Origin of the sequence: Tissierella pigra, from assembly GCF_009695605.1 — a bacterium.
Taxonomy (GTDB): domain Bacteria; phylum Bacillota; class Clostridia; order Tissierellales; family Tissierellaceae; genus Tissierella; species Tissierella pigra.
Genome location: NZ_VUNQ01000041.1, coordinates 1 through 23,450, shown reverse-complemented (window position 1 = coordinate 23,450; position 23,450 = coordinate 1). Strand labels below are relative to the sequence as shown.

General features: G+C 28.8%; 21 protein-coding genes. 18 read left to right on the top strand and 3 right to left on the bottom strand.

Annotated features, from left to right (window positions below):
* Window positions 1–92 precede the first annotated feature (92 nt).
* The 4 genes from FYJ83_RS14965 (at window position 93) to FYJ83_RS14950 (ending at window position 5,064) form a co-directional block, all read left to right on the top strand.
* Window positions 93–767 carry an ABC transporter ATP-binding protein gene (locus tag FYJ83_RS14965; RefSeq protein ID WP_154441832.1) on the top strand — a complete coding sequence of 225 codons (675 nt, stop codon included), beginning with the start codon at window positions 93–95 and terminating at the stop codon, window positions 765–767.
* Window positions 767–3,280 (top strand): ABC transporter permease, encoded by a 2,514-nt coding sequence (locus FYJ83_RS14960; protein WP_154441830.1) that lies wholly within the window; start codon window positions 767–769, stop codon window positions 3,278–3,280. Before FYJ83_RS14965 ends, FYJ83_RS14960 begins: the two co-directional genes overlap by 1 nt.
* A gap of 78 nt (window positions 3,281–3,358) precedes the next feature.
* Window positions 3,359–4,036 (top strand): response regulator transcription factor, encoded by a 678-nt coding sequence (locus FYJ83_RS14955; RefSeq protein WP_154441828.1) that lies wholly within the window; start codon window positions 3,359–3,361, stop codon window positions 4,034–4,036.
* A complete protein-coding gene (locus FYJ83_RS14950; protein ID WP_216585125.1) occupies window positions 4,033–5,064 on the top strand; it encodes a sensor histidine kinase in 1,032 nt (343 codons plus the stop codon). The genes FYJ83_RS14955 and FYJ83_RS14950 overlap by 4 nt, the downstream gene beginning before the upstream one ends.
* A gap of 166 nt (window positions 5,065–5,230) precedes the next feature.
* Here FYJ83_RS14950 and FYJ83_RS14945 read toward each other — a convergent pair whose 3' ends face one another.
* Together FYJ83_RS14945 and FYJ83_RS14940 are read right to left on the bottom strand one after the other, a co-directional pair.
* On the bottom strand, window positions 5,231–5,467 hold the full coding sequence (locus FYJ83_RS14945; protein WP_154441826.1) for a hypothetical protein: 237 nt from the start codon (window positions 5,465–5,467) through the stop codon (window positions 5,231–5,233).
* 24 nt (window positions 5,468–5,491) lie between these two features.
* Entirely contained in the window at window positions 5,492–5,965 is a 474-nt protein-coding gene (locus FYJ83_RS14940; RefSeq protein ID WP_154441824.1) for a glycine/sarcosine/betaine reductase selenoprotein B family protein, read from the bottom strand.
* A gap of 233 nt (window positions 5,966–6,198) precedes the next feature.
* Between FYJ83_RS14940 and FYJ83_RS14935 the strand changes: the two genes are divergently transcribed.
* The 11 genes from FYJ83_RS14935 to FYJ83_RS14885 all read left to right on the top strand — a co-directional run bounded on the left by FYJ83_RS14935 (window position 6,199) and on the right by FYJ83_RS14885 (window position 20,777).
* Window positions 6,199–6,867 (top strand): N-acetylmuramoyl-L-alanine amidase family protein, encoded by a 669-nt coding sequence (locus FYJ83_RS14935; RefSeq protein ID WP_154441822.1) that lies wholly within the window; start codon window positions 6,199–6,201, stop codon window positions 6,865–6,867.
* A gap of 239 nt (window positions 6,868–7,106) precedes the next feature.
* Entirely contained in the window at window positions 7,107–8,579 is a 1,473-nt protein-coding gene (locus FYJ83_RS14930; protein ID WP_216585935.1) for a DUF1538 domain-containing protein, read from the top strand.
* Between the two features lies 1 nt (window position 8,580).
* Entirely contained in the window at window positions 8,581–9,267 is a 687-nt protein-coding gene (locus tag FYJ83_RS14925; protein ID WP_229768609.1) for a P-II family nitrogen regulator, read from the top strand.
* A gap of 102 nt (window positions 9,268–9,369) precedes the next feature.
* Complete coding sequence (locus tag FYJ83_RS14920; protein ID WP_154441818.1) at window positions 9,370–10,131, top strand: MerR family transcriptional regulator; 762 nt, start codon at window positions 9,370–9,372, stop codon at window positions 10,129–10,131.
* Between the two features lie 165 nt (window positions 10,132–10,296).
* Window positions 10,297–11,001: an ABC transporter ATP-binding protein gene (locus tag FYJ83_RS14915; RefSeq protein WP_154441816.1), complete on the top strand. Its 705-nt coding sequence runs from the start codon at window positions 10,297–10,299 to the stop codon at window positions 10,999–11,001.
* Window positions 10,995–14,207 carry an ABC transporter permease gene (locus FYJ83_RS14910; protein ID WP_154441814.1) on the top strand — a complete coding sequence of 1,071 codons (3,213 nt, stop codon included), beginning with the start codon at window positions 10,995–10,997 and terminating at the stop codon, window positions 14,205–14,207. Before FYJ83_RS14915 ends, FYJ83_RS14910 begins: the two co-directional genes overlap by 7 nt.
* Window positions 14,208–14,443: 236 nt before the next feature.
* Window positions 14,444–16,561 carry an MASE3 domain-containing sensor histidine kinase gene (locus FYJ83_RS14905; protein ID WP_154441812.1) on the top strand — a complete coding sequence of 706 codons (2,118 nt, stop codon included), beginning with the start codon at window positions 14,444–14,446 and terminating at the stop codon, window positions 16,559–16,561.
* Between the two features lie 151 nt (window positions 16,562–16,712).
* Window positions 16,713–18,080, top strand: a complete 1,368-nt coding sequence (locus tag FYJ83_RS14900) for a sodium-dependent transporter (protein ID WP_154441810.1) — start codon at window positions 16,713–16,715, stop codon at window positions 18,078–18,080.
* 122 nt (window positions 18,081–18,202) lie between these two features.
* A complete protein-coding gene (locus FYJ83_RS14895) occupies window positions 18,203–18,478 on the top strand; it encodes a hypothetical protein (RefSeq protein ID WP_154441808.1) in 276 nt (91 codons plus the stop codon).
* 134 nt (window positions 18,479–18,612) lie between these two features.
* On the top strand, window positions 18,613–19,965 hold the full coding sequence (locus FYJ83_RS14890) for an MATE family efflux transporter (RefSeq protein ID WP_154441806.1): 1,353 nt from the start codon (window positions 18,613–18,615) through the stop codon (window positions 19,963–19,965).
* A 62-nt stretch (window positions 19,966–20,027) separates the two neighbouring features.
* Window positions 20,028–20,777 carry an acyl-[acyl-carrier-protein] thioesterase gene (locus FYJ83_RS14885; protein ID WP_154441804.1) on the top strand — a complete coding sequence of 250 codons (750 nt, stop codon included), beginning with the start codon at window positions 20,028–20,030 and terminating at the stop codon, window positions 20,775–20,777.
* Window positions 20,778–20,832: 55 nt separating this feature from the next.
* Here FYJ83_RS14885 and FYJ83_RS14880 read toward each other — a convergent pair whose 3' ends face one another.
* Complete coding sequence (locus tag FYJ83_RS14880) at window positions 20,833–21,330, bottom strand: hypothetical protein (RefSeq protein ID WP_154441802.1); 498 nt, start codon at window positions 21,328–21,330, stop codon at window positions 20,833–20,835.
* A gap of 217 nt (window positions 21,331–21,547) precedes the next feature.
* Here FYJ83_RS14880 and FYJ83_RS14875 point away from each other — a divergent pair, with 217 nt between their 5' ends.
* The 3 genes from FYJ83_RS14875 to FYJ83_RS14865 all read left to right on the top strand — a co-directional run bounded on the left by FYJ83_RS14875 (window position 21,548) and on the right by FYJ83_RS14865 (window position 23,297).
* On the top strand, window positions 21,548–21,985 hold the full coding sequence (locus tag FYJ83_RS14875) for a methylglyoxal synthase (protein ID WP_326828351.1): 438 nt from the start codon (window positions 21,548–21,550) through the stop codon (window positions 21,983–21,985).
* A 241-nt stretch (window positions 21,986–22,226) separates the two neighbouring features.
* A complete protein-coding gene (locus tag FYJ83_RS14870; protein ID WP_154441800.1) occupies window positions 22,227–22,424 on the top strand; it encodes a cold shock domain-containing protein in 198 nt (65 codons plus the stop codon).
* 123 nt (window positions 22,425–22,547) lie between these two features.
* The gene (locus tag FYJ83_RS14865) at window positions 22,548–23,297 is read left to right on the top strand and encodes a peptidylprolyl isomerase (protein WP_154441798.1); all 750 of its coding nucleotides are present in this window, start codon (window positions 22,548–22,550) and stop codon (window positions 23,295–23,297) included.
* Window positions 23,298–23,450 lie beyond the last annotated feature (153 nt).

Genomic DNA, 23,450 nt, shown 5'->3' with positions numbered 1-23,450 from the left:
GAAGTTTGTAAGAAGATTGTAAGAAGTAAACTATATAATTTAGACTGTAAAGAAAATTACAGTCTATTTTTTATTTAAAGGAGGATTTTAAAATGATTATACTAAAAGCAGAGAATCTGAAAAAGTATTATGACAAGGATGTGAATATAGTAAAAGCTCTTGATGGAGTTGATGTTGAGATAAAAAAAGGTGAATTTGTTTCTATTGTCGGCACATCAGGCAGTGGAAAAAGTACATTACTACATATGTTAGGAGGTCTAGATAGGGCAACTGATGGAAAGGTATATGTGGATGATAAAGATATTTTTTCTATGACTGATGATCAGTTGACAGTATTTAGGCGTAGAAATATAGGATTTGTATTTCAAAACTATAATCTAGTTCCTATACTAAATGTCTATGAGAATATCGTACTTCCTATTGAACTTGACGGTAATAAAATAGATAAAAATCATGTAGATAATATTATTAAAACCCTTGGTCTTACTGAAAAAATCAATAATTTACCTAATAATTTATCTGGAGGACAACAACAGCGAGTTGCCATAGCTAGATCCCTTGCTACAAAACCAGCTATAATCTTAGCTGATGAACCTACAGGTAACTTAGATAGTAAAACAAGTCAGGAGGTATTAGGTCTTTTAAAGATAACCAGTGAAAAGTTTAACCAGACAATAGTTATGATTACTCATAATGAAGAGATTGCCCAACTTGCAGATAGAACTATTCGTATTGAAGATGGACAGATTGTAAGAGGTGATAGATAATGTATGAAAATAATAACAAAGCTATTGTAAAAAAATTAGCAAAACGCAGTATTAAAACTAATAGAATGAGAAATGTTTTTGCTGTCCTAGCGATTATACTTACAACTGTATTATTTACAACGGTGTTTACCATAGGAATTAGCATGGTTAAATCCATTGAATATAGTATTATGAGACAAGTAGGTAGTTCGGACCATGGAGGATTTAAATATCTTACAACAGAAGAGTACGAAATTATAAAGAAACATAAGACTATAAAAGAATATGGAATAACTGTTCCAGTAGCCCTTGCAGAAAACCCAGAACTTGCAAAAAGACAAATTGAAATCAGCTATATAGATGAAAATGGAGCTAAATATAGATTTATATCCCCCCTTCATAAAGGAAATATGCCAAAGAGAGAAAATGAAATTGTACTAGATACTATAACTTTAGATATGCTAGGTTTAGGCTATGAATTGGGGCAGGATATTACTTTGGATTATAGTATTAATGGAAAAGATTATAGCAAGAAATTCGTTTTAACTGGATATTATGAAGGTGATATTGTATCCATGGCAAGCTCAGCTTGTGTATCAAAGGAGTTTATAGAGAAAAATCTTTCAGAAATAGACCAGAAACGTTCTAAAGAAGACGGTTCTTATACAGGGACAATACTTCTTGATGTAATGCTCAATAATAAATTTAATATTGAAGAAAAGCTACTTAAAATATTATATGATAGTGGCTTTGAAGAAGGCAGTATTTCATATGGAATAAACTGGGCATATATGGGCAGTGGTTCATCTATTGAATTGAGTAATATAATACCATTAGTAGGTTTACTACTTTTAATAATGTTAAGTGGCTACCTTATTATATACAATTTGTTTTATATATCAGTTGTGAAGGATATACGATTTTATGGACTTCTTAAAACAATAGGTACAACATCAAGCCAACTAAAAAGATTAATTATAAAACAGGCAATGATACTTTCTTTTATAGGTGTTCCTTTTGGATTAGCTATGGGATACTTAGTAGGAATCATTCTTTTACCATATGTTCTGCAAATATTAACATTTTCACATTCTGCTATTTCAATAAATCCTATTATATTTGTTGGATCTGCATTGTTTTCAATTATCACTGTATTAGTAAGTTGCCATAAACCTGCTAGATATGCAGCTAAAACATCTCCTATGGAAGCAGTTAGATATACTGGTCTATCCAATTATGGGAATAAAAAGACCAAAAAATCTGGGAAGGGTGTAAGGCTATATAAAATGGCATTTTCTAATGTATTCAGAAATAAGAAAAAGGCTTTTGTAGTTATAGTTTCTCTTTCCCTTAGTATGATTTTACTGAATAGTGTTTATACAATTGTCTCTGGTTTTGATATGGATAAATACCTAAGTGGGCAAGCTGGTACAGATTTTACAATAGGTGATGCTACTTTTTATAGATGGCGTTTTGAGGAGGAAAATTCTAATGCTGTTACAGAAGAATTATGTAATGAAATAGAACAGCTTGCAGGTGTTGAAGGTGTTGGTAAATTATATAACAAACAAGTAATCATACCAACTACTGGTGAAATGGAACTATTAGCTAAAGACGAAGTAGAAACAGAAGACAAATCTATTTTGGAAGGTATTATTAGAAACAAAGAGATATGGATTGATATGTATGGTATAGATAATATACTTTATCCGTTACTTAATGAATATATAATCCACGGAGAATTTGATGACGAGCTATTTAAAACTGGAAATTATGCAGTGATATATAAGGGCTTATGGGATATAAACATCTATGATATTGGTGATAAAATAAATATATTATCCGATGAAGGACAGAATAAAGAATACACCATTATGGCAATTGTAGATAGATTACCATTATATATGTATAGTGGGAAGGTTATTGTAGGTGCAGTTAATATATATATTCCTTCGGAAGAATATACAAGATATACAGACAATATTTCAATAATGACTGCATTATTTAACGTAGAAGATGAATATATTCCCAATATGGATCAGTATATTCAAAATAAAATAAAAGAAATTCCAACTCTTGACTATCGTTCAAAGGCAGTTTATGAACAGGAGTATAATGATATGGTAAACACTTACAATGCTGTAGGATATACTTTAAGTCTTATTATTGGCTTAATTGGTATACTGAACTTTATAAATGTTATGATTACAAGTATTATATCTCGTAGGCAGGAATTTGCAACAATGCAAAGTATAGGTATGACAAATAAACAGCTTAGAAAAATGCTTATCTTTGAGGGACTATACTACGCTTTAATTACTTTTGCTGTTGTTTTAGTAATAGGTATACCAATTATTTATTTTGGAGTTAACTCATATGCAGGGGGAATGTCATTCTTTAGTTATCACTTTACAATATTGCCAATATTTATATGTATGCCTATTTTAATTGTTATTTCTGGAATAATACCTGCTTTGTGCTTTACTAATATTAAAAATATCAGTGTAGTTGAAAGACTGAGGGAAATAGAATAATTTTAAATACATAAACGGGCTAGAAATAGTCCGTTTCATGTTATAATATGTGATATAAAAGGTAAAGGATTTGATTATATGAGTACCATATTAATAATAGAGGACGATAAGCTACTAAATGAAGGAATAACCTTTTCTTTGCAGAGTGAAGGATATATAGTATTATCAGCATATAATGGAAAACAGGCTATGGAATTATTGAATTATAATCCTGATTTAATCATATTAGATATAAATCTTCCTGATAAGAATGGTGTGACACTTTGCGAATATATTAGAGAAGATATAAGCGTACCTATTATTTTTCTAACGGCCAAAGATACAGAAGAGGATATAGTAAAGGGCTTTAAAGCAGGGGGAGATGATTATATAACAAAGCCATTTTCTTTACCTATATTGAAGGAAAGAATAAAGGCTGTGCTGAAACGCAGAATTATACAAAGGGATAGTGTATATTATTATAAAAATCTTATATTTGATTTTGATAAGCTGAAGCTTATTAAAGACGATGTAGAAGTCCCTATTACTGCAACAGAAGTAAAGTTATTGGAACTATTTATTCAAAATAAGGGGAAGGTACTGACAAGAACACAAATACTTGATAAAATTTGGGATATAGATGGTGATTTTGTAGATGAAAATACCATTAGTGTAAATATTCGAAGACTTAGAGCTAAAATTGAAGATGACCCATCAAAACCCATCTTTATTAAAACCGTATTTGGTATAGGATATATATGGGGTGATAATAGGTGAGAGATTCCATAAAGAAGCTAGTTATTGTTACCATTATATCAATAATAATTCTTTCTGCTTTTTTCCTAGGAATTACTTCAAATCTTCTTTCCAATTTTGATATAAAAATAGTTGGGTTAGTATCAATTTTCTCTGTTTCTATAATAGTTATTTGCACTATATTTGTTTTCTTAGTGTCTAAAAATGTGAATACTACACTTGAGGCTTTGAGTCAGACTATTGAATCAATAATAGATGACAATCCAAAGGATATTTTTTCTACAATTGAGGATACTATGCTTTCAAAATTACAAAGTCAAGTAATAAAATTGTCAGATATTTTAAAGTCTCATAATATTAGGCAGAGAAAAGAAAAAGATGACTTAGCATCATTGATTTCAGATATATCTCACCAGCTTAAAACACCACTTGCTAACCTTAATATATATAATTCACTATTACTAGATACTAGTCTTTCAGATGATAGGAGAATAGAATTTACTAAAAATATGCAAAGTCAAATTGAAAAATTAAATTGGCTTATGGAGTCCTTGATTAAGATGTCAAAACTAGAAACGGGAATCATAAAATTAAATATAAAAAATCAATCCATAACACAGACTGTATTGCAGGCAATACTTATGGTATCACCAAAGGCAGAACAGAAAGGAATTAATATTACATTTAGCAGTGAAAAGGATATAATCTGTAATCATGATACTAAGTGGACACAAGAAGCCATATTTAATATTTTAGATAATGGAATAAAATATAGCCCAGATAATACTGAAATACATATGTCAATCATAAAATATGAATTATTTTGCAGAATAGATATACAGGACAAAGGTGATGGAATAATAGAGTCTGACATTAACAAAATTTTTACAAGATTCTATAGAGGTGAGAATTCTAAGAATATAGATGGTGTAGGAATAGGGTTATTTTTATCTAGAAAGATTGTTTCTCAGCAGGGAGGATATATTAAAGTAAAATCTATATTGGGAAGAGGTTCTGTATTTTCTGTATTTCTACCTTTTGAAACATAGGATATAAAGATAGTTTAGTAGAAGATAATTAAGAATCTTAATAAAGTAGAGAAATAAGTCATAGGGATTAAAGATAATAAATATATAGAATTTTATTGCACTAATAAAAGATAAAAACACAGGATATTAATTATAATTTTCCTGTGTTTTACATTAAATAATATTTTTATTTCAATTTATAATCTAATCTAACTAATTCTTCGGGTTCACCATATATGGCGAAATCAAGTAAATCTTTTATAATTCTTGTTTGTAATTGGGTATCAAAGGCCCTGCCAAAAGTCCTGCCAAGTGGAAATGGTATATGCATCATTCTTGGAGGTTTAACCTTTTCTGCAACTTTAGGTAAATGTACAATTGATGCTGTTCTTATACCACGGGATTCTATCTCTCGCTGAATCAATCCTACAGATTGATGACATATATATCACCCAGGAGATAATAATGCTATATCCACATTATCTTCTACTAATATATCAGCTATTTCAGGAGCAGATTCATTGATTAACAGATCAACTTTAGGGATATAGCCCATAAGCCCAAAATTATGAGGAGCTACATTACTAATATATCCTTCGTTCTGTAGATTTCTAAGAATTTCTAAAGGAAATACACAATTAATATCTTTTAAAGCCTCTTCTTTATCATAGTGATCATGGGTAATTGTCAAATCATCAAAATCAACATCTCCAGGAATGAATCTAAAAGTATGATCTCCATTAGTATCAAATGGCCTGTCTTTTTTAAGATGAACACCTGCAGTAGTTATAAAAGCTACTTTTGAATCCTTTAAAGTTTTGTTTGCCTCTGCTATGGGAGGTGAAGAAGTTATACTGTTCACCATAAACTCTGCGACTTTACCAATTATTTTTTGTTTTAAACCTATATTGTTTTTTATCATATGAATTTTTCCTTATACTTTATTTTTGGTTAACTTTATTTTATATATACCTTAATAAAAGAAATATAATCTTAGAAAAAACTAGCATAAATTTGTTAAGAATACCGGACTTACTAGTTTATTTGATAATCTACTTAAAAATGCAATTAGTGAAGTTTATTTGAAAGTATAAAGATATTTGAAAATATGATACAATTAAGTATAAATTAAAGGCATTATTGGGGGATAGACAGATGATATTTAGAAGACTTAGGGCAGTTGTTTTGATAATAGTACTAATACTTATTTTTTTCAATGTATTTCAAAGATTTTCTTTACTAAAAAGAGGCTTTATTTCATCAAACAAAGTAATAATCATAGATCCTGGACATGGAGGGAAAGATTCTGGCACTATTAGTGTTAGCGGTTATTATGAAAAAGATATAAATTTAGAAATATCTAAAAAATTATATAAAAAACTTATATCCATGGATTATAAGGTTATTTTAACTAGGAAAACAGATGAATTTGTAGATAACAACCATAGAGCAGAGATAGCAAATGAAAATAAGGCTAGGGTATTCATTAGTATTCATGGTAATGCTATGGAAAATAATAATAGTATAAATGGAATTCAAGTATTATATTACCCAAACAGAAAGAATAATATTAATGATTTGTTGGCTCAAATTATGCTAGACGAATTAGTAAAAGGTACTGGAGCTGCTGATAAAGGTATTATAGGTAGAGAGGATTTAATAGTTTTAAATCAAACTAAAATGCCAGCTATAATAGTTGAATATGGATTTTTATCTAATGAAAATGAAGAAAAGCTCTTGTTAACTGATTCTTATCAAGACAAGGTAGTAGATTCTATAGTGAATGGATTAGAATATTATTTTAGTCTAAATTTAGAAAACTAAAAAATATAATTCATAAATAGAAAAATTAAAGATAAAATTATATATAACACAGCAATGGGGATATTAGTAATTAATATCCTTATTTTTTAAATTAAAAATGATATTTTTAGTATAATTTTATAAAAGAATTTTTAGGGAATCGAAAAAAAAGGTTTACATGGAAATAATCTATATTATATAATATCTATGAACTAAAAAATATATATTATATACAGAAAGGATGCTGATACTATTTGAACATGTTAACTCAAAAATTGAAAGAGGTTACACTTGCGGTATTTCCAATTACCCTTATAGTGCTGATTTTAAACTTTACTATAGCTCCAATAGGAGCGAATTTAATGTGGAAGTTTATAATTGGAGCAATATTTATTATATTTGGTTTAGCTATATTCCTATTTGGAGCAGAGCTAGGAATACAACCTATAGGAACCTTAATGGGGTCATCCTTAACAAAGACCAAAAATATATGGATTATTATAATATTTGGATTCATACTTGGTTTTTTTATAAATGTTGCAGAGCCTGATTTATTAGTTCTAGCAAGGCAAGTAAGTGAAGTAACTTCTGGAGTATTATCACAAGCAAGTATCGTAATAGTAGTTTCAATTGGAGTAGGTGTATTAGTTGCTGTTGGACTATCAAGGATTATATTTAACATTCCATTACACAAACTTTTAACAGTATTGTACGGCATAATATTTTTTCTAGTAATTTTGGCACCTACGGAATTTCTAGGAATAGCATTTGATTCAGGCGGAGCCACAACTGGATCAATGACAGTACCATTTATTTTGGCATTAGGATTAGGTGTGTCTTCAACAAAGGGTGGTAAAGAATCTGAAGAATCAAGTTTTGGATTAGTTGGAGTAGCTTCTGCTGGTCCTATGATGGCAGTTCTAATAATGAGTCTGCTTTCTGGTATAAAATCTCTAACAGGAAGTTTACCTTATCAGTCTGTTGATACGAAGGGTGTATTAGCTTCCTTCCTACATGAAATACCTGTACTATCAATGGAAGTTATGATGGCAATGATTCCATTATTAATCTTGTTTTTTATATTTCAAATTATATTTTTTAAACTATCTAAAAAACAAGTTAATAAAATTCTAAAGGGGTTGCTTTATACATTTATAGGTTTTGTATTATTCTTAACTGGAGTAAATGCTGGATTTATGGAGGCAGGGACTGCCATAGGCCATGCTGCTGCATCTCTTGATAAGAATTGGCTTGTTATAGCAATAGGGTTTGTTCTTGGATTCACAGTAATATTTGCAGAGCCAGCAGTATATGTATTAAATGAGCAGATTGAAGATGTTACAAGTGGACATATTAAGAAAAAAGTAATATTATATACATTATCCATAGGAGTAGCTGTAGCGGTATCTCTTTCTATGATAAGAATATTAATTCCAAGTATTAAATTGTGGCATTTCCTTGTACCATGTTATTTATTAGCAATAGCTTTATCTTATTTTGCACCTAAACTATTTGTAGGTATTGCCTTTGACTCAGGTGGAGTAGCTTCTGGGCCAATGACGGCTACTTTTATATTGGCATTTGCTCAAGGTGTAGCAGAAGCAGTAGAAGGAGCAGACGTATTAATGGATGCCTTTGGTGTAATTGCCATGGTAGCACTGACGCCTTTAATTGCTATACAAATATTAGGTCTAGTATATGATCGTAAGGCTGGAAAAAAGGAGTTGAACTAAATTGAACCTAGATATGATCAATAAAGAATTAGTTTTATCCGCTGTTATAGTAAATTTAGGAAGTGGAAGTAAAGTTTTAAAAGAGGCAAAAAAAATTGGTGTAGCAGGGGGAACTATTTTCTTAGGAAGAGGAACAGTGAAAAATCATATTTTAGAAATATTGGGACTTAATGAGGTAAAGAAAGAAATAGTATTGATGATTTCAGAAAGTGGGCTTGAAGACAAAATTCATGAAGTTTTAACTCAAAAACTTCACTTAGATAAGCCTAATCATGGAATAATCTTCTCTTCGCCTGTAAAGAAAGTTTTAGGTATAAAAAATTATGGTGAGTCTGATGGAGACCTAAGAATAGGAGGAAAAGATGAGATGGAATATGAAGTAATATTTACTATAGTAGAAAGAGGTCTTGGAGAAGAAGTTGTAGATGCTGCTACTTCAGCAGGAGCAAGGGGTGCTACTATTATTAATGCAAGAGGTTCCGGAATACATGAAAATGTTATGTTTTTTTCAATGAATATTGAACCAGAGAAAGAAATAGTTATGCTAATAGTTGAAAAAGAAAAATCAAATAAAATAGCAAAAGTCATAAAAGAAGCTATGAATCTTGACGAACCAGGTAAAGGTATAATGTTCATTATGGACGTCAATAAAACTTCAGGGTTATTTCAATCTAAAGATTTAAATTAAATGAGAGCCAGTTGAGAAATTTTATTTTCTTAACTGGTTTTTTGTTTATTGACATTGACGTAACGTAAAGGTTTATAGTAGATTTAGAAGGAGGTGAACGAAATGGAATATACAGTGCAAAGATTGGCTAATTTAGCAGGAATCAGCAGTAGAACACTTAGATACTATGATGAAATAGGAATTCTTAAACCAGCAAGAATTAATTCATCGGGATACCGAATATATGGAAGTAAAGAAGTTGATAGATTACAACAGATATTATTCTATAGGGAATTAGGTATGGATTTAGAGAGTATAAAAAATATAGTAGCATCAGATTCTTTTGATGAGTCAACGGCACTTATACAGCACCGTGAAAAGCTCCTTCATCAAAGAGAAAAAATAGATTTATTAATATCCAATGTTAATAAGACTATAGCATTAAAAGAAGGGAGAATTAAAATGAGTGATAAAGAAAAATTTGAAGGTTTTAAACAAAAAATGATTAATAGTAATGAAGAAAAGTTTGGTAGAGAGGCTAGAGAAAAGTATGGAGATGACAAGGTAGATAAATCAAATGAAATGTTAAAAAATATGACTGAAAAGCAGTATAAAGAGCTACAAGAACTTAGTGCTAATGTTATAGACACATTAAAATTAGCATATTATACTAAAAATCCATCAGGGGAACTAGCACAAAAAGCAGTAGATTTACATCGTCAATGGTTAAGCTATTTTTGGGATTTTTATACTAAAGAAGCCCATGCTAGTCTTGCTCAAATGTATGTTGATGATGAAAGATTCAAAGAATATTATGATAGGGAACAACCTGGGTTAGCAGAATTTTTAAGAGATGCAGTTTATATTTATGCTAAAATAGACTAAACTAAAGAGAAGAAGCAATTAATTTAAATTAATTGTTTCTTCTCTTTAAATTATAGTTAACATATTGATAAAATATGATAGACTCTATATTATAGATGTTTTTATTATTAAGAATTATATTTAAAAAATAAAGAATATATATCATTAATTAAGGAGTAGACAAAGATGGAAAAATATATTGATTTTCAAAATGTAAAAAAATTATATCAAATGGGAGAAGTGAAGATTGAAGCTCTGTCTGGAGCAAGTTTTTCCATTGATAAAGGGGAGTTTGTTGTTATAGCAGGAGCTAGTGGTGCTGGTAAAAGTACAATATTAAATATATTAGGAGGTATGGATATAGCAACATCTGGAAAAGTCATTGTAGATTCTAAAGAAATAACATCCTTTACTAATAAGGAACTTATAACTTATAGAAGACATGATATAGGTTTTGTATTCCAATTTTATAATTTAGTTCAAAATTTAACTGCCATAGAAAATGTGGAATTAGCAACTCAAATATGTAACAATCCATTAGATACTGAAGAGGTATTAGAGGCTGTAGGTCTTAGTCATAGAAAGGGAAATTTTCCAGCCCAGCTATCAGGTGGAGAACAACAAAGAGTAGCCATAGCTCGTGCTTTGGCTAAAAATCCTAAGTTGCTTTTATGTGATGAGCCAACAGGAGCTTTAGACTATAATACAGGAAAAGCTATTTTAAAATTACTTCAGGATACTTGTAGAAATATGGGAATGACAGTAGTTGTAATAACTCATAATCTAGCAATAACTCCCATGGGAGACAAGGTTATTAAAGTTAAAAATGGAATGATAGAAAGTCAAGTAAAAAACCAAAATCCAACTCCAGTAGAAAGGATTGAATGGTAGTGAAAAAATCTGCATTAATAAAAGATATGATAAGGGATATTAGGAAGTCCATAGGTAGATTTATATCTATTGTCGCTATTATTACATTAGGAGTTGCATTTTTTTCAGGAGTAAAAGTTTCTCCAAAAGTTATGGAATATACAGCTGATAGATATTATGATGATTATAATTTAATGGATATAAGAATATTATCTACTTTAGGATTAACAGATGATGATTTAAAGGAAATAAGTAAAACTGAGGGTATAAAAGAAAGCATAGGGACTTATGTCATAGATACCTTGGCAGAATATGATGAAAAAGAAGTGGTAATTAGACTTCATGGAATTGATTCCTTTAATAAGATAAATGATGTAAAATTAATAAAAGGAAGATTACCAGAAAAAATTGATGAATGTGTAATTGAAGCAGGAAAGGATAATTCTACAAGAGTTCCTATAGGCTCTAAAGTTAAGCTTTTTTCAGGTAAAGAAGAAGAACTGTCTGAGACCTTAGAGAATACAGAATTTATAGTAGTAGGTGCTGTTCAAACTCCATACTATTTATCATTTGAAAAGGGAAGCAGTAATATTGGAAATGGTCAAGTAAGAGATTTTATTATGATTCCTAAAGAAAATTTTAAATTAGATGTATATACAGATATTTTACTTACTGTGGAAGATGCTAAGAATTTAAATTCCTATGATAAAGAATATTTTGATATAGTTAATCCAGTTACAGATAAAATAAAAGATTTAGCTAAAATAAGAGAAAAGATTAGATATGAGGAAATTCTAATAGATGCGCAGGAAGAATTAGAAGAAGGCAAAAGAGAATATTTTGATGAGAAAGCAGATGCTAACAAGAAGTTGGAAGAGGCTTTAGAGGAATTGAAAGATGCAAAGAAAGAAATAGATAATGGAGAAAAACAGCTTAAAGCTAATGAATTAAAATTTAAATTATCTATAAAGGAAGGTAAAGAAAAAGTAGAACAGGCAGAAAAAGAATTATTAAAAGGTGAAGAAGAATATGAAAAAGGTCTTGAAACTTTTAATGAAAATAAAATATTAGCAGAGAAAGGCTTTTTACAGGCTGAAAATGAAATAAAAAAGGGAGAAGAAAGCATATCTCTTTTAGAAAAACAAATATCACAAATTAATAATAATTTAGAAAATCCTTTAATTACACAGGAAGAAAAAGAAAAGTTACTCGTAGAATTACAAACTGCAAAAGGAACTTTACAAGGGGTAAAGGCAGCAGTTGAAAATGGTAGGACAGAGTTAGCAAGAAATAAAGAGAAGGTTTTAAATGCAGAAAAGGAACTTAAAAAGACTAAAGAACTATTAAATTCATCAAAAAAAAGAATTGAAACTGAAAAATTAAGCCTTAAAAAAGGAGAAGAAGAAGGTATTTTGGAAATAGCAAAAGTTAGAGAAAAATTAGAAAGAGGAAAAAAGGATTTAATAGAAGCAGAAAAAGAATATAATGATTCTAAAGAAAAAGCTGAAAAGGAATTTGAAGATGCTTGGAAAAAAATACAAGAAGGTGAAAATGATTTAAAGAAAATTGAAAAAGCTAAATGGTATGTGTTAGATAGAAAGTCACATTACTCTTATGTAGACTATGGTGGAGCTGCTGATAGAATAAATGCCATATCTCAAGTTTTTCCAGTTTTCTTTGCTTTAGTTGCAGCCTTAGTATGTCTAACTACTATGACAAGAATGGTAGATGAACAAAGGACAAATATAGGGACTTTAAAGGCTCTGGGATACAATAAAAGTGATATTGCATTTAAATACATATTCTATGCCTTAACAGCAACTATATTAGGCTGTATAATTGGAATTCTCATAGGGTATACTCTATTTCCAACTATTATATTTAATGCTTATGGAATCATGTATATACTGCCACCTGTAATACTTAAATTCAATGTGGCTTTGGCTGCTTTTATATCTTTAGGAGCCATAGGATTAACTACAATGACTACATTTATTTCTTGTAACAATGAGTTGAAAGACAATCCATCTTCTTTAATGAGACCAAAAGCACCGAGGCTTGGAAAGAGAATACTTCTTGAAAAAATACCTTTTATTTGGAATAGATTTAATTTTAGTTACAAAGTTAGTATTCGAAATATATTTAGATATAAGAGAAGATTTTTTATGACTATATTTGGAATAGCAGGTTGTACAGCTTTGATGCTTACTGCTTTTGGAATAAAGGATTCTATTAAAACTGTAGTAAATAGGCAATTTGGAAATCTATTTACTTATGATGTAACTATAGGATTAGAAGATAATGGAGAAAAACATTTAGAAGAAAATAAAAGCATAATAGATTATGAACTAATTTCCATGGAAAGTGGAACTATTATATTAGATACAATGGAAAAGGATATATCTATAATTACTCCAAAGGACAGAATCAACATAAATAAGTTTATCCATTTGCAAAATCGTAAAGGAGGCAAAGAACTTACTATTGAGGAAAAAGGAGTAGTAATAACTGAACAGATAAGTAGAAGTTTAAATGTATCTGTAGGAGATGAGATAACTTTAATAAATAAAGAAAAAGATGAAGCAAAAGTTAAAGTAACTGGAATTACAGAAAATTATACTTTTAATTATGTATATATATCCCCAGAGTACTATGAGGAGATTTTCAAAATACCAGTAGAATTTAATCAGGCCATTGGAATTTTATCTGATACATCTAAAGAATTCGAATATGAACTATCTAGAGAATTAATAAAGAAGGAAGGAATAAGTAGCATAAGCTTTAATACTTCAATTAGAGATAATTTTGAAGATACTATTCGAAGTCTAAATTATGTAGTAATAGTTATGATTATTTCAGCAGGAGCCTTGGCATTTGTAGTTTTATATAATTTAACTAATGTGAATATATCTGAAAGAATAAGGGAAATTGCAACTATAAAGGTTTTAGGCTTTTATGATAATGAGGTATCAGTCTATATATATAGAGAAAATACTATACTGACTATTATGGGGGCTTTAACAGGACTTATAATGGGAATATTTTTGCATAGATTTATAATGACAACAGTTGAAATGGAGAATATAATGTTTGGGCTTAAATTAGAATGGAAGAGTTATATTTTCTCTATATCATTAACTTTAATTTTTGCAATTCTTGTGAACTTTGCGATGTATTATAAACTTAAAAAAGTAGAAATGGTAGAATCCTTAAAATCAGTGGATTAGAAGATTGTAAGTAAATGATGAATAATGTCTTTAATGTAACATTAAAAGCATAATAAAAGTTATAAATAATTAATATTTGAAAAATAAAACCCTGATAAACTGTAGTTTAGTTTTTTAGGGTTTTATTTTTTTATAAAAATTTTTTAAAAGTCCAAGTTATGACAAAATATTACATAAAAGTTTTGTATAATAGGTTTTGAGTTTATTTTAACAAGAACTAGGAGGAAATAAGAGTAATGGAAAGTATAAAATATACATTATTGGATTTTAAAAGTGAAAGTAAGGTGAAAAAAGTTTTAAGGTATATCTTTATTTTGGGATTATCCATGTATTTAGGTTATAAAGATTTTGAAATATATCATTTATTTATAGAGTTAGCAGGGTCTATAATTAGCTTCTTAATGGCAATTATAGCCTTAAATACTTATAAAACTAATCAAGATAATAGAATAATATTTTTAGGTATGGCTTTTGGATTCGTTGCTTGTTTTGATTTGATTCATTTAATTACATATGAAGAAATAGGTATAATAGGACACAATACATATAATATTTCGTTACAATTACTAATAGTATCAAGCTATATGAAAAGTTTATCTTTTTTAATTTCTATTATATTTTTGAATAAAAAGATTGATATTAGATATGGGTTCTTTATATATTTGACTATTTCAATATTGTTATTTATATCCATATTATATTTAGGTATTTTTCCAGATTGTTTTATAGAAGAAGTAGGATTTACACCTTTTAAAAAAATAAGTCAATATATAATTTGTGGAATCTTGTTATTAAGGATTATATATTTTTTAAAGACAAGCTCTAAAGATTTAGATATCACCAATAGACATATTATTTATTCATTAGTTATAATGATTACCTCTGAATTTATTTTTATAATTAATAATGATTCTCAAGGATTATTATCAATTATAGGGCATATATTTAAATTTTTATCTCTTTATTTAATTTATAAGGCAATAGTTCGAACGGGTATACAGGAGCCTAATTTGAATTTAATTGAATTAAATATACTTTTAGATAGAAAAAATGGGAATTTAGAAAATTTAGTACACAAACTTAGACTAAAATGTGAGGAAATGAAAAGATTAGAAACAGAGAATTCAAAGAAGAAGGAAATTCTAGATGCTATATTAGAGGCATCGGACAATGGTATTTTAGTAATAGGAGATGATAATAAAGTTATTCATGCCAATAGACTGCTTATGGAAATATGGGATATTTCACGAGAGACAATTTATAATGGTGATTATTGTGAATTAGGTTTAGTTGCAAAACAACAATTGAAGTATTCAGAAGAAATAAGGCTTTTTGCCAAAGAATTAGGAAATAAAAAGGATTTTAATATTTGTGACCTACATTTAAAAGATGGAAGAGTTATAGAAGCTTCTGTACTTCCCTTTATAGAAAAAGGAGTACCTACTGGAAGAATAATCAGCTTTAGAGATATTACTCAAAAAAATAAGGTTATAGAATTACAGAAACAAATAGAAATAAAACAAGCATTATTACAAAAAGCAAAAGAAGTAGATGAAATGAAAAATAACTTCTTTTCTACAATATCCCATGAATTTAGAACTCCTTTGAATATTATACTGGGAGTAACTCAACTATTTCCGTTTAATGATAATATGGAAATGAATATAGATAGGGGTACAGTCAATAAATATATTAAAATGATAAAGCAAAATTCCTATAGGTTAATTAAACTTTCTAACAATCTTATAGATATTACAAAGATTGATGCTGGGTTTATGAAGATGAATTTTGAAAACTATAATATCGTTTCCATTATAGAAGATATTACATTATCTGTTGTAGAGTATAGTAAAACTAAAGGCATATCTATAGTATTTGATACAGAAATAGAAGAGCGGATAATGGCATGTGATGCGGATAAGTTGGAAAGGGTTATGTTAAACTTACTGTCAAATTCAGTGAAGTATGTAGAACCTGGTGGAAAAATTGAAGTAAGTATTAAAGAAAAAAATAACATGGTTTTAATAGAGGTAAAAGATAACGGTGTAGGAATTCCCAAGGAAATGACAGAAATAATATTTGATAGATTTAAACAAGTAGACTCAACTCTAAGGAGAAAAAAAGAAGGAAGTGGTATAGGTTTATCAATAGTAAAATCAATGGTCGAATTACATGGTGGAAGTATATATCTAGATAGTGAAGTAAATAAGGGAAGTACCTTTACTATTAGCTTGCCAATATATGAAGTAGATATTAATAATATAAATTCCACTGAATGTATGTCTAGGGAAATAAATGTGGATAAAATAAACATAGAGTTTTCTGATATATATGAGTTAAGTAGAGAATATTAACATAAATTTTATTGATGGTAATTATATCAAAAACTTTGATACAAAATAAACTTACAGAATAGTCTAAATATTTGTTTACTTTATTGCCTAAACATAGTATAATCAATTAAACTCATCAATATAATATAAAAAAGTTGTAAGGAGGTATATTATGGAAGATAAAAGTAAAGTTCAAGAAAGAGAATCTTGGGGTTCAAGTTTTGGCTTTATTATGGCAGCAGCAGGTTCGGCTGTAGGTTTAGGGAATCTATGGAAATTCCCATATCTGGCAGGAAAAAATGGTGGTGCTGTGTTTGTTGTAACATATTTACTAATGGTTATATTGATTGGATTTACTATGATGTTAGGTGAAATGATAATTGGTAGAAAGACACAATTAGATCCTTATGGGGCATATAAAAAACTTAATAAAAATTGGGGATTTTTAGGTTCGATTGGAATTGTAACTGCATTTTTAATTTTATCTTATTATAGTGTTGTAGGTGGATGGGTAATAAAATATATCATAGCTACCTTAATGGGAGGAATTGGTGTCGATAAGGCAGCATATTTTAATGGATTTATAGGTGCTCCAATAGAGCCTCTAATTTATCATGGAATATTTATGATATTAACTGTAGCAATAGTATTTAAGGGAATATCTGGTGGAATAGAAAAGGCAAGCAAAATTATGATGCCTGCACTTTTTATCATGCTTATAATAGTTGCCATAAGATCAGTTACTCTTAAAGGTGCTTCTCAAGGACTTGCTTATTATTTAAAGCCTGATTTTAGTAAATTTAATGGAAGGGTTCTTGTAGATGCTTTAGGGCAGGTCTTTTTTTCTTTAAGTTTAGGTATGGGAGCTTTAATTACCTATGGTAGTTATCTAAAGGGTGATGAAGACTTAGAGAAAAATGCCTTAATAATACCTGGGTTAGATACAGCAGTAGCGTTATTAGCAGGGTTTGCTGTTCTGCCTGCAGTATTTGCTTTTGGGTTTGAACCTAGTCAAGGACCTGGACTTATGTTTGTAACTTTACCAGCAGTATTTGAAGCTATGCCTTTTGGAGCAGTATTTGGTGTAATTTTCTTTATTTTAGTATTTTTTGCAGCTATTACTTCAGCGATTTCTCTGCTGGAGGTATCAACAGCTTACTGTATAGATCAGCTTAAATGGTCAAGAAATAAATCTGTTACTATAGTTTCATCTATTATGTTTGTAATAGGAATTTTTGCTTCTCTATCTATGGGTGTTTTATCAGATTTTAATATTCCTATATTAAATTTAGGAATATTTGATGCCTTGGATTTTATTACTTCTAATGTATTAATGCCTATTGGTGGCTTACTAATGGCTATATTTTTAGGATATGTATGGGGTGTTGATGAAGCTATAAAAGAAGTAAAGAAAAGTCCAAATGTAAAATTCAAGCTTGAAAAACTTTGGATAGTATTAATAAAATATGTAGCACCAGTTGCAATATTCATAGTACTTCTCAGTTCATTAGGATTCCTAGATAGATGGTTAGGTAATTAAATTAGTATTAGTGAAGAAAATTTAAAAATATTATAAAACTAACATAAAAAACTTCTTTAGAGAGAAGATATTATTAAGTGGAGTTAAAACTAGATTTATAATAATCTAAAGGAGGATAAATTATGTTATTTAACAATATTAGTGAAAGACGAATTGTAAAAGATGGACTTCATAAATCAGTGCTAGAGATGACAGCTGAAGATTATAACAAATTATATAATAATCAATATAATGAAAAGATTGCTGAAGAAATTATAAATCGTCATTTAGAAAGAAGAGGAGATGATGGTAGAGCAACTAATATTCAAATCCAACACGATGATAATAGCAATATAGTAAGGATTTATGCAAATATTGACTATTTAGGAAATGACCACACAACATATGGAATACATTAAAATATAAGGATGCTTTGGCATCCTTATATTTATTAAGAGGTATTTTAAATAAATTATACAAAATTCTGTTTAAATATTGTATAATGTACAATGGATAGTTCTTTTATATTTAAAGCATAAATTGGAGGTAATAAATGATAAAATTTTGGCAGAATAAAAGATTTTTAAAGGATATGTTGATAATTGCAATTCCAATTGCATTACAAAATCTAATAACTTCGTCCTTAAATATGGTAGATACATTGATGATATCAGAACTTGGCAAATCAAGTATAGCAGCAGTAGGTTTAGCTAATCAGCTATTCTTTTTTTATTCCCTGATTATTTTTGGAATCAACAGTGGAACATCTATTTTTATTTCTCAATATTGGGGTAAAAAAGATACAGAAAATATTAAAAAAGTATTAGGATTATCCATTACTCTAAGTGCTATTGCAGGTTTGTTCTTTACAATAATAGCATTATTTTTTCCTGAAACAGTAATGAGGTTTTTCATAAAAGAACCTATGGTAGTTAAATTAGGAAGTGATTATCTTAGGATAGTATCTTTATCTTACATAATAACGGGAGTATCTTTTGCATATAGTATAGCATCTAGAAGTATAGGACGCCCTAATATGCCTATGATAGTAGCTGGAGTTTCTTTTATAACAAATACTATTTTTAACTATTTACTTATTTTCGGTAAATTTGGTTTTCCAGTATTAGGTGTAAAAGGTGCTGCCTATGGAACATTAATTGCTAGGATAGTTGAAATTTTACTTATACTTTATTTTGTATATAAAGATATAGAACCTCTAGCCGCTAAATTAAGTGAATTAACCACATGGACAAAGGATTTTGTTAAGAGATATTTAATAACTATATCTCCTGTAATAGTAAATGAAGCATTTTGGGCATTGGGACAAGTTATGTATTCAGTAGCCTATGCAAGAATTGGAGAAGAAGCTACAGCAGCAGTTCAAGTTTCAAGTACTATTCAAAATGTATTTTTTGTATTAGTAAGGGGACTAGCTAATGCTTGCACTATTATGGTAGGTAATAAAATTGGTGCAGGAGACGAGGATGAATCCTATGACTATGCAATTCAATTTTTAGCTATGTCTACAGTAGCTGGATTAGTATTGGGAGGAATCTTAGTCTTAACTCCAGATTTAACATTGAAATTATTTAGAAATTTAGATGCTGATGTATATGATTTGTCTAAAAAATTAATAATGATTGGTGGTATGTTTTATTTCATTAGAACCTTTAATGCAACCTTAATTGTAGGAGTTCTTAGGGGTGGAGGAGATACTAATTTCTCTATGTATCTTGAAATGGGAGCAGTATGGCTTATCGGTGTGCCTTTAGCGTTTATGGGTGTATTATTATTTAAAATGCCTGTTTACATGGTATTCATTTTAGTGTCCTTTGAAGAAATAGTTAAGGCAATTATAGGTTTACCAAGAATAAAGTCAAAAAGATGGATTAAAAATATTACATAAAACTAGCTTAATGCTAGTTTTTATTGTAACCATTACAAATTTATAAAAGGAGTTGATTATTTATGAAGAAATATAGAAAGCATTTCGAAATACCCTATTATGAATCAGATAAGAATGGAAGGTTAAGACAAGTATCTTTACTAGAATATCTAGGTGAAACATCAGGAGAACATACTGATTATTTGGGATTTAATTCTGAAGATATTAAGGAACTAAATTGTGCATGGATGTTAAATAGATGGAAGGTTAAAGTTCTTAGGTATCCAAAGGTAAAAGAAAAAATAATTATAGAAACCTGGACATCAAAAATGGATAGATTTTATGCCAATAGAGAATTTAAAATATATGATGAGGAAAATAATGAAATAGGAAGGGCTTCTACTGTATGGATATTTATTGATATGAATAAAAAGAAACCCGTAAGAATTCCTACTATATTATTTGAAAAAGTTAATCTTGTTGAAGAGATAAATTTTGAGGATTTCTATGATTTTAAAAAAACAATAGATATAAAAGATACTCTAGATTTTCATGTGAGAAAATCTGATATTGATTATAATAACCATGTAAATAATACTAAATATCTTTCATGGGTATTGGAAACTATTCCTGAAGATATTTATGAAAATTGTCAATTAAGTGAATTTGAATTATTATATAAAAAAGAAGCAGTATATGGAAACACAATATTGGCAGGAATTAATATATTAAATGAGAAAAACCATGAGAAAGATTTTATTCATAAGATTATGGATATTGATACAAATGAAATTCATGCATTAGGGATGACTAGATGGATAGAGATAAAATAAAAAAGTCCGATTTTTGAAGTTATACCTCAAAAATCGGACTTTTTTATTAAATCAATTATCCTCCAAAATCTACTTTTATTATCTTACCATTTTCATCTAAACTCATTTTTGTAACCTTAGTTAGCTTTGGAACATTATCAATTTTAGAACATTCCAGCATATGATATACCTTAGAAGTATCTCCAGTTTCTTTATAAACTTGTCGAAGTAGTTTTAGAAGAGAATAAGGATGCTCTGGTTCTTTTAAAGTTACAAAGGATGTATTTGGTTTTGACATGGCTTCAGCAATTAATTTTTCAAAATCCAAATTATCTAATCCAGGTATTAGATAATACTCTACATCATTGTTTAAATCCTCGAATCCTTTTACCTGAACAGAATTAAAATTACTTTTTGCTACAGCCATTAAGGCTGCCATTAAAGGTCTTATCCCAGCTGATCTATGACCAGATACTATAACAGATTCTTTCCTTTGAATAGCCTCATCAATATAATTACCTTCAGCTTCAGTCATAAATCCTTGACTTACATATTTTTGAATCATTGAATTCATTTAAAACTCTCCTTTATCTATTAAATTTAATTAATGAACTTAACTCAACTATTTACATCAATATGATAACATTAAAAGCTCTGAAAATAAAGTTTTGTTATAATTTAAACAAGATTCTAACTTTATTCTATATAATTTTACCCAATTTAATGATAAAATAAATAAAGTAAGCTAAAATAATTATTAATTGAAGAATTGAATTAAGGAGGAAATAAGTTTGAAAGTAGAAATGAATATACGAAAAAACATTGCTCTTATTGCCCATGATAATAAAAAAGAGGATTTAATAAATTGGGTAAAAGAAAATAAAGATAAATTGTCAGAACACTTTTTATGTGGAACTGGAACAACAGCAAAGAGAATAAGTGAAAGTACTGGATTAGAAGTTAGAGGATTTAGATCTGGTCCCCTTGGAGGAGATCAACAAATAGGTTCACGTATTGTTGAGGGAGATATTGATATGATGATTTTTTTCTGGGATCCGTTGGAAGCCCAGCCTCATGATCCTGACGTAAAAGCACTTTTGAGAATAGCAGTATTATATGATATCCCAGTTGCAAATAATAAATCATCTGCTGATTATATAATATCTTCTCCAATTATGAGTTCTAAGTATGAAAGAGAAATCGTTAATTTTAGTAAGTCACAAAAGTAAAATAAAATAAAATTTATAAAATTTTAAAAATATGAATAAATTTCAATAAAAAATCATATAAATATAGTTGCAATCTAAGTTATAGTATGGTAATATTAGGTTGTAGCTTTAATTCGGAAGTAAATAATCGATACACAATAATTTCTATAGGTAGCATATTTTATCTGCATATAGTAAAGAAATTTTATTGTTAGTATTTTTACAAAAGAATTAAAGAAATAAAATTTCGGAGGTATATGCAATGAAAGGTACAGTAAAATGGTTTAACGCAGAAAAAGGATTTGGATTTATTACTACTGAAGAAGGAAACGATGTATTCGCTCACTTCTCACAAATCAACAAAGATGGTTTCAAAACTTTAGAAGAAGGCCAAGAAGTTGAATTCAACGTTGTAGAAGGCGCTAAAGGATTACAAGCTGAGAATATAACTATTATCTAGTAAAACGGATACCTATACCCCTTAAAGATTATCTTTAAGGGGTTTTCTGTGTTGACAACAAAAAAACTATATGTTACCTTTAGTAAGATGGTATTTTTAAAATAGACAAAAGGAGAATAGATTATGAGCGAAAAAAAAGTTCTTGCAGTAGTAAATGAAAAAGAAATAACTGAGGATACTGTACTTAAATTCCTTAATGATTTAGGACCTCAAATGGCAATGCAATTTCAATCACCAGAAGGTATGAAAAGAGTAGTAGATGAATTAATAAATCAAGAAGTAATGTACTTAGATGCAAAAGAAAGTAAATTGGACTCAGACGAAAATTTCATAAAAGAATTAGAAAGAGTTAAAGAAGGATTATTAAAACAATACGCGTTAAATCAGCTATTATCTGGCATATCAGTAACAGAAGGTGAAGCCTTAGAATTTTATAATGAAAATAAAGAAAACTTTAAAAAACCTGAAACTGTAGTTGCTAGTCATATCTTAGTGGAAGAGGAAGAAAAAGCAAAAGAGATAATAAAAGAAATAGAGAACGGTATGTCTTTTGAAGATGCTGCAAAGAACTATTCAACTTGTCCTTCTAAGGCACAAGGTGGCAATTTAGGAGAATTTGGAAGAGGTCAAATGGTTCCTGAATTTGAAGATGCTGCTTTTAATATGGAAGTAGATAGTATTTCAGAACCAGTAAAAACACAATTCGGTTATCATATAATCAAGTTAATAAATAAAAATGCGGAAGGATTGAGTTCCTTTGATGAAATAAAAGATCAAGTAACTCAACAGGTTTTAGGTACAAAACAGCAACAAGCTTATATAAATAAGACAAATGAACTAAAACAAAAATATGAAGTAAAAAATAATATGTAGAGATTTTAAAGAGAGATTTTAATCTCTCTTTTTTTATTTAATAGGAAAGTCCTACTTTTCCTATTAAATAAAAAAAAGGCAGCCCAGGAATCTTGAGCATGCCAATAAAGCCTAAGATTGTTAGACTATTTTCTGTACTCGTAATGAACACCA